The organism is Bacteroidota bacterium (assembly GCA_041658205.1).
In the GTDB taxonomy this organism is placed as follows: domain Bacteria; phylum Bacteroidota; class Ignavibacteria; order UBA10030; family UBA8401; genus UBA8401.
Genome location: JBBAAO010000001.1, coordinates 391,081 through 401,173, shown reverse-complemented (window position 1 = coordinate 401,173; position 10,093 = coordinate 391,081). Strand labels below are relative to the sequence as shown.

Genomic DNA, 10,093 nt, shown 5'->3' with positions numbered 1-10,093 from the left:
CCCCCTTCTTACGGTTTTTGACATGATGAATGTAAAGGAATAATAGTACTTGCGCTATCACGTAAACACGTGTTTTTTAAAAACACTGTTTTTCTACTTGCTTCTTAGAAAAAGAGTTGTTTTTCACAGTTTTAAAAGGACTACGGCGGGAGATTTCGTGATTATCTAGCAATCATATTTATATGAAATTGCCGGAAAGACATCGCGGATATCGGTATCTATAAAACTAAATGTGAGTATATCGTTTGCACGAAGGGATAGTTAGTCTTGTGACTGTTGCTGAACAAGTTGGGTTTGGTTTGATTGAGTAGACTCTTACTGCGAAAATAACAACTGGAGCATTATTATTACACTGAAAATAAATATTTTACCAATAAATTATTCCAATCGGTAATGCTGTACAAGTCAGAACATCATCTGACATTTATGAATTAATCGGTAACATTGATGTCAACCGAGTGTAAGTTATCGAGTATCTTGTTCATTGCATATCCAAGCATTAAAAAAGGTCTACATCTGTGTTCGATCACAGCACATTTTCTTAGAATGAGGCCATTCGATGTTGTAAAGAGTGATCTAAGCACCAAGATCACTGTGGAGTTGCTCAAGACTCTAGTGTAACTATTTCCTGAACGCTGTTTGATAAAACTTCTAATGCGTTTAGGAGAGATTAAATAGCCCGACTTTGTTTTGATAATTTTTTGATTTTGAGTCCTCTGACACCACCTATTTTAGCGAGTTAATAATGTATCGGATGATATTCTAACCAATACAGATAAAGACGAACCTGTGAATTCTGCAATATTGCCAGCAATCCCTCCTCAAGCCAAAGGAAATTATTTATCACAATATACCCATCGTTCGTGTTAATTAGCCTGCATCTTGATCTGATGAATGATTCTCTTTTGAGAGGAACTTGTTAAAAAAAATTAACCAAAGTGCAAAAGCTATGATATACCCGATATGGAAAGTTTTATGTATTATTGATAGATCTTTGAAATTAATGTTCCACAAATCAAAAAATGTTTTATAACCAAAAAATGATAGGACTAAGATAATTGCAAATATACCTCTATAGCGCAGTCCTATCTTGTAAGATTTTTCCTTCAAAATCATTATTTACCCTCAAGTCTATTATTGCCCTTTAATTATTTCAAGAAACATTTCAGTCATAGTTTCAACCATAGATTGGACACCACCTTGTTTCCATAGTGTATTGACTCCAACTGTCCCAGTTAAAGAAGAAACCAAACCCGTAGGCTCTTTACCTGGACCACGACGCACTAATTTCCCTGCCAGTTTACCTGTTGCTGCTCCTATAACCGTTTGCTCCGCAAAATCTACAAGATCCGACCACTCTGCGTTCTCTTTACATAATATTTTTTTTAAACCAATTGAAACCGCAGAATATGTGGCTGATGTTTGTAAAACGCCTCCGCTCGCACCCACTGCGCCCGCTATAGTACCTGCTACGGTATTTGCCACATAATCTTGCCACCCTACATTAGCACCTAAAGCATCTGACAAAGCTGTAGATAAGACGCCCCATACTAAACCTGCTAACGCACCTGCACCAGTGGTAACTTTTCCGTTTTTATCTATTTTGTTTATTGGATCATTTGCAACATATGCAAATAAATTTCCACTACTACCACGAAATTTTATCGGATCCTTGCTCGTCCACCTTCCCACACTTGCATCATAATCCCTCGCGCCAAATCTAATAAGTTTTGTTTGAGTATCATACAAACCACCAGCGTAAGCAAATGGTTGGAAGTCGGGATTAGTATCTTGAATAATATTACCGAATTCGTCATAATCAAGTCGTTGCGCAATTGCACCTGTAGAAGTATTGACCACAAGTCTTATACTGCCAAGGTGGTCTGTTATCAAGCGATAGGTTGCTCCTCCCTTAGTTATTATTCCTCCAACAAATCGCGCAACCATGTTACCTGCACTATCAACTTCTGCTACCGGAGACAACTGACCTGAATATATCCATCGTTTTACAAAACTGCCATTAAGCTTTTTCCCAATACGGCGATTTTGACCGTCAATGATGTATTCAATTATATCTCCATTTGAGAGAACTACTTTGGTGAGATTGCCGAAGTTGTCGTAGGTGTAGCGTGCAGTATCATTGCCATTTACTTTGGTTTGCAGTTCCCCGTTGGCTGTATAGAAATATTGCGCGTTACCATAACTCAACATTCTGTCTTGTGCATCATAACTACCGCTGTCAATCTGTAAAGCAGAGTTCCGTGATACACGGTTGCCGTTGGCATCGTACGTATATTGTGAAATTAAGAAGCCATCTATCCACACTTTTTCCAATCGTCCAACTGTGTCGTATCCGTATAGAAATACTTTTGTCGTATCAAGCGATGTTTCAGTTAATGCAGTTATCCGACCGAGAGAATCTCTTGAATAACTAGTTGCAAAGAGTGTAGAAACTCCATACGCTGCCGTATAACTTGCAAGTTCACCTTTATTGTTATATGACTGACTTGTTGTAATGTTACCAAGTGATGTCCCTGTCGGCAATCCATTTTGCGGGTCGTATGTCAGCGACATACCACCAATGTTTGTTATTTGTCCGTCATTATTATATCCAAAGTTTACTGCAACTCCATTGACACTCTGCGAACTTACACGGAAATTATTGTCGTATGCAACACTCACTGTACCCTTTACATTCCCTTTCCATTGTACGCTTTTCGAAAGAGAACCATCGTACGTATACAGTAGCGTGTCCCCTTCGGGAGTAATTGTATTAGTGAGCATTCCTGTCAATGAATTATATCCAAAGGTTTGTAATCCGCGACCGTATGCAATTGAACGGATTCTGCTCGCACTCCCACCACATCCACATCCGGATGAATCGTACGTTATTACAATGGAATCGCCATTGGGTAAAATGGTATGTGTAATCCGTTTATCAAGATCATACAGATAATTTGTTATGGTCGTGTCAAATCCCGCAATAGGCGGCGCATATCGGTTTGTTAAATTTGTGGCTGTATAATCAAAGGTATGTTCCGGTTTTCCTGGAGGAGTTAAATCGAGAAGATTCCCGTTCACATCGTATCGGTATGCAATAATATTCCCATCAGGCAATGTCTGCACCAATGTCCTTCCGACAGAGTCGTATACAAAACCTGCTGTTCGTAATAACGGATCAGTAGCTGATGAGACTCTCCCGCGCGAATCGTACGTAAATGTTGAAGTACGTTCACCCTGCGTAACGGAAACAATGCGTCCTTTAGTATCATATACGTAATTCACAGAAGCCATACCCTGAATAGAATCTTTCAGTGTTCTGCCGACCGAATCAATGTAGGTGAATGTTTTCCGGCCTTGTGGTGAAATAGTTGTAAAGAGATTTTGATTCCCATCGTAAGTTGTTAAAGAAACTTTTCCATTCGCATTGACGGAATCCATAATTCCCATAACCGTCAGCCCAACTAATTCTGTCACAGTTCTTTTGTGTGAAACAATAGATTGGAGTCCACCAGGAGTTGTGACGGTCACTGATGTTAAAGGCGATTGCATGCCAAAGCGGGGATCTGGTTTTGATAACGTGGATATTGTGGTACCATTAGGATGGAGAGTGGCTTCTGTTCCGTCGAAGTAATCCGAAGTAACTGTTGCTAATCCTGCATCATCAATCATTGTGGAACGAATGCCCGATGTAGGAATTGTTTCGATACGATATTTTGTCTTTTGCCCTTGTGCAGTTGTAGATACTACTTCGTAGCCATTCGCCAGTTCCGTTCGTGTTAATGTTCTTCCTCCTCCAATAGGATCAAGAGCAGATATAAGGCGACCATTGATGTTGTAGCCGTACTGTTTTTCGGATTGTTTGGCATCCTTCATTGTATAAAGAAGTCCATCAATGGAATAGCCAAAAGAATTTCCCTCGCCAGCCGGGTTTAGCATAGATGATAGATAGCCCACTGAATCGACCGACAATATAGATCGTTGACCATATGGAGAAACAATTGCATTCGGTTTTCCATCGCCATCGCGTTCAATTATCATCGTCAAGTTGTTGGCATCATGAATTGCTGCAAGACTGCCTGAAGTATTATATGAAAACTCCAACAAAGTGGCACCGGTAAGAGAGTGTGTCGTTTTCAGATGTCTGCCATTTGCATCAAATTGATATAACTCTGTACCATCTTCAGAGGAGACCGTAAATTCGCTGTTGGTGAATTTCGTCAACGAGTTTGTTATCCGCCGAATTCTTGCATTCCCATTGTCTGCAATATACACGACACCGTCTTTCCCTAATGCTATCGCTTCCGGCAAACTCAATTCAGCACCATTGGATGGGCCTCCATCGCCGCTGTACCTACCTCCGTTAAACCCGGTAATAGCACCATAACGTCCTGCGTATCGAGTAATTATTCCGTTGGCATCAATCATTCGGATGTGGTGAGAATAATTTTCAGAAATATATATACTACCATCAGAAGCTAAGGCTATATCGGTAGGATGTACTAAACGTGCCAGTTTAGCGGGGCCTCCATCACCACGCGTGGGGGGAATAATTTCTTGCGAATTATAACCTATACTGCCTGTACCGGCAACAGTGGAAATAATTCCATCGGTACCGACCTTTCGAACTCGATTCTGTATTTGATCGACAATATATAATGCACCGTCAGATCCTACCGCAAGTGCGTTAATGTACATAAAGGGGCTTTCTGTCGCCAAAATTCCGTCAGCACCGAGACCCCAATTGCCGTTACCCGCAACTGTAGAGATATAACCATCCGGTGTTACTTTCCTGACTCGATTATTCCCTGCATCGCCGATATACACACTTCCATCAGGTCCAACCGCTACCGACCAAGTGTCTGCTAATTCTGCATCAATCGCTTTTCCACCATCTCCGCTAAATCCATATCCCCCTATTCCGGCAAATGTTTCTATCATTCCATCTGGCCGAACGCGGCGTATTTTGCTGTTTCCATCCTCTGCAATATACAAACTGCCATCAGGACCAAGTGCAACATCTGTTGGAAATGATAAAAACGCCTGTGTTGCTAATCCTCCATCGCCGCTTCCGTCTCCACCGCCTATTAACATTGCTGCGAAACCAGCACTTTCGTTGACTCCGGCAACGGTAGTAATAATTCCTTGAGGATCAATCTTCCGAACAACATTTGCATCGGCATCCGCATAATACACACTCCCATCAGGTGCAGCACACATTCCGAAGCTGCTCCCTACTTGTGCATTCAGTGCCGCACCACCATCACCGAGCGCACCATATTCTCCATTACCGGCAAAAGGTTGCATGATTCTCCCGGTAGCTAGAACACTTCGCTTTTGAGTGTTACCGTAGAATAGCGTGCCACTATTGACATCATATGAATGATAATCACTGAGACTCCATCCTCCCAAATCTGCTTTAGGCGCAATCCAGGTTCCTAATTCATCATTAAGAACCTTCCAGTACGTAATCTCTAACTTATCGCGCGAGGCTGAAATAAGCGGCTGCTGCGCAGTAGGAGGCGTTGCACCAAAAGCACGACCAAAACCGTATGGAGTTGAATATTGTGCAGAATAGACGTATCCAATATGTATTTCTGCGTTATGCTTTCCTTGTATTGTTCTTCCGTATCCATCTTTTTGATTCCAATAAAATCTCCACGAAATATTCGGAGCGGGTTGATATTTCCTGACTGTTCTTGTTCCAGCAATCATTACTTCCACCACTATTTGCTTTAAACTCAATGGGATGGAAGGTCCGCTCACAGGTATATCAATAAATTGTTTATACCCTTCCGTTCTATCACTTGCGTAATAGAGAGAGAATGGTGTCCCAGTTATCGGCAATACTTCGCCCAGTGTTTGATGTTCAAATCCAATAATTGAACCGCAACCGGTTTTATCTTTATCCGTTTTTGGATTGTTCAATTGAGTATTCGATGATACTGCATCACTTGGCGGTACATATGGCCAATTATAATCCCACGGAGTAAAGTGATCTACTTCCACTCTCCACAATGATTGTCCAATACTATACAAGGAGGTGAGACGTTCCTGCTCTGCGGTGGAAATTCCTAACGCTGAAAGTGTCAGTTCATCATCTGCAACATCATCCCCAGTAATGTCGAGCAATGCCTTTGTTCCGTCAAAGCCTACAATTTTTGTGACAATACCATTGTTGGAAGGAACCCACTCTCCTTTCGTTCTGTCATAATATCCTGAAGGAACAGTGGTTCCAACTGGAAACCCAATAAAATTATCCACATAGAATGATACGGGCTGACTGAAACGTACGTCGGTTGCACTTGCGGAAATTGCTTCATCAACACTCAACTCTACACAGTATGTGTAACCGCTAGTCGGCGGAAGCTGTGCTGGCATTGAAGCCGGTCCGTTTTCTCCGACAGTATATTCCGTAGCACGGACGGAAAGATTTGTTAATGGCACGCTGTCTCCATTAGCAAGTGTCATCCATGCCGACGTTCCTTGTTTGAATAATAATGTTGCTTGCCGGTTTCCATCAACATCGGACACAACTGAACCGCGGGCGATTTCAATAGTATCGGAAAAATCTATTTGCGTCACCTGATTATCAATTTGAATCATAATGATGCTGTCAGCAAAAATATAATCTTGCCATGGAACATCTACCTGACGCTGCACCGGCAGGTATCCTGTTCGCTGGAATGACAAAACCAACTTACCTCCTCCATTCACTACTAAATCATACATTCCATCGACTCTGCTGACTGTTTGTCCAAATTCCGGGTGATCAAGAATTGATATCGTAACACCGGAAAGGGGCTGAGCATCGTTTGACAAGACTTTCCCCCGAATAACCCCGATCCGTACTTGATCTAGCATCGAAGTATCGACACCAGTCTGAATTGGATTGGAGCCTGTATAAATAAATTGCGTTGAAGATGTTACTGTAGTCGTCACAGTTTGATCAATTGGAGGCGCAACTGTAGCGGGATCAGGCGGTATTGTAACGGCTGAAGAATTCAACGTTACCGTTCGAACGATAGAGGTAAAATTTCCAACTGTATCAGTTGCAACAATAGTTATGACATTATTTCCTTCACTTAGAGTGAACGACGAATTAAAACTACCGTTTACGACAGAAATTTGAGAGCCATTCAATGTTAAAATAAATGATTGTGCATCTGTTACTGTTCCAGAAACAGAAATTGATGAAGCATTTGTAGTGATCCCATCTGCTGGTTCTATTACGTTTACAACTGGAGGAGTACTGTCAAGAATAACTGTTCGGACTTCTATTACACTATTTCCCACCACATCAGATGCGACAATGGAAATCGAATTGCTCCCTTCAACAAGAGAAAGTACGACGCTAAAACTACCATTGCTGTTCACTGAAAGCGGCAAACCATTTACCGTCAGAGTTACCGGGCTTGAATCATCCACACTACCTGAAACAACAACAGAAGTTTGATTTGTAAGGCTATTATTAACCGGTAAGGTCACCGTCAACGCTGGGGCTGCGGTATCCAGAATGACAGTGCGGGTTTCCGTTACGACATTTCCCGCGGCATCGGATACATTCACTGAAATGATATTTGATCCTTCGCTTAACGCAATAGTATGTGAAAATGCACCATTGGTTAATGCGACAACATTCCCATTAATAACAACTACTGTGGAAGTTGCATCAGAAACTGCTCCAGAAATCAGAACAGTTGTTTGATTAGTGATTGTGGAGTCATTGGGAGCAGCAATCGTTAATGCGGGAGGAGTTGAATCGCGGATCACAATGCGTGGAACCGTTGTTGTATTCCCTGCCCCATCTTCGGCAACTATGGCAATCGTATTCAATCCTTCAGTAAGATTGAGAGAATGTAAAAATGAATTGCCCGCTTCAATTGTAACATATGTCCCATTAATACTTACCGCAACTGATGATGAGTCAAAAACTACCCCGGTAATCTGCACGGTTGATTGATTTGTGACTGCTGAATCAATCGGCGATGTAATTGACAGCATTGGAGGTTGTGAATCTCGTACCACAAAACGAGAAACAGTGGTTGAATTTCCAGCAGCATCAGTTGCAACTATGGTTAAGCTATTTCCGCCTTCATTTAGGCTGACAGTGAACGAAAAAGCTCCTGTGCTATCTAAAGCAACTACATTGCCATTTATTGTCAATGTCACAGAAGAAGCATCTGTAATTAATCCTGTAATTTGCATCGTTGTTTGATTCGTGATTAAAGAGTCAATCGGCGAATATATTGTTATCACCGGAGAATTTGAATCCCGGTTCACGATACGCTCAACAGTAGTTGTGTTCCCAACAGCATCCACAGCAACAATAGAAATTGTATTTGTCCCATCCAGCAATGTTGCGATATAAGTAAATATTCCGGACGAATCTATGGAAACAGGAATACCGTTAATTGTCAACGTTGTGATTGTCGAATCGTAAACACTTCCCACAAATTGTATGTTTGTTTCATTTGTCAGTGTGTTATTATTTGGAGAGGAAATGTTCACTATCGGGGGTGTCGTATCCAGAATAATAACGCGAGTCTCAGTTGAACTGTTTCCTGCTGCATCGGTAGCTACAAAAGTGAAAACATTTCTTCCTTCTGTAAGAAGAATCTGTGTAGTAAACGATCCACTATTTACGGAAACAGGATTGCCATTGACGGTGAGAGTCACAGAGGAAGAGTCGGAAACGGTTCCTGTTACGTTCGCCTGTGGTTGATTCGTAATAGAGTTAATAGATGGCGAGGAAATTGTGATTATTGGTGAGGCTGTATCAACAATTACCGCTCGTGTAACTGTAGTACTATTCCCTGCCTCATCTGTCGCAATAATTGTGATCGTATTGTTTCCCTCGACTCCAGAAAGAGTTGTTTGAAAAGAGCCGTTGGATAAAGTGACCACCGCTCCATTTATTGTTACGGAGACAGCTGTTGAATCTGAAATTGTCCCTGACACTTCAATAGAAGTGGAATTGCTAATAAAATTAATACCCGGCGAAATAATGTTCGCAATTGGCGGTTGTGAATCCTTTAAGACGATCCGTGTTTGGGAAGAACTATTCCCAACAGCATCTGTTGCCACAACAGTTATTGTATTTTTTCCTTCATTCAACGCAACTGTATTTGTAAATGATCCGTCTGAACTGACCGTTACTGCTGTTCCGTTTACCGAAAGAGATACTGCCGTTTCATCAAACACCATTCCGCTGATAATAGTCGATTGTTGATTGGTGACAATAGACTGTGGATTATTCACAGTCAATTGCGGCGCTGTGGCATCTTTTCGAACCGTACGAACAACTGAAGAAGCGTTATTCGAAGCATCGGTCGCAACTACTGTAATCGTATTGAGTCCTTCAGCAATAACTATCTCTTCGGTAAATGCTCCACCGGCATCAACGACTGCATCAATTCCGTTTATCTTAACACTCACCGCGGAGTTATCTGTGGCAGTGCCGCTGACGGTAATAATACTATCCTTCGTAATCATTCCATCTACCGGCGTAGAAAGTGCAAGTGTCGGCGGTGTGGTATCGGTTTGTTGCGATTGTTTGCCGACAATGGTAATGAGAAGGTGCGTTTCCTGTTTACCTGCAATTTTTACGCTAAGAGTATTGAATTGAGCAAGTGTAACTTTTTTTATCAGCAGCGGTTTATGTTTTTTAAAATCAGAAGGTCCGAAGATTTGCACGCCGTTCAGTTTAATTGTTGCGCTTGTTATCTCTTTATCATCGCAGAAGGCGCTCGTGACCACTATTGTGTACGGTGCAGTACTGTTCCCTTTAAGAGAAAAAGTATCAACCATTGTTTTCGGCGAGCCGTGTTCTCTCTCAAATTCTTTCGGTCCGTATACAATTACTGGAGTAGGAAATTGGGGCAGAAATTGCCTGAAAATATTGTGCGACTTGTGCTTATCCTTCCTGGAAGATTTTTCAGCATGTAAAAAACTGATTTGTGTTATGCAAAGTAGTACTGCTACAATGGCAATGATTTTTTTCATGACGAGCTCCCCAAAAGATAAATCAAAAATATTTGAATGGTACTAATTGTCATCCCGACGCAGATATAACTACCCCACGATATTTGAT

General features: G+C 41.6%; 1 protein-coding gene. It reads right to left on the bottom strand.

Annotation, left to right across the window (positions count from 1 at the left end; translation table 11 throughout):
* Positions 1–1,134 precede the first annotated feature (1,134 nt).
* A complete protein-coding gene (locus WDA22_01590; GenBank protein ID MFA5832145.1) occupies positions 1,135–10,005 on the bottom strand; it encodes an Ig-like domain-containing protein in 8,871 nt (2,956 codons plus the stop codon).
* Positions 10,006–10,093: the final 88 nt, after the last annotated feature.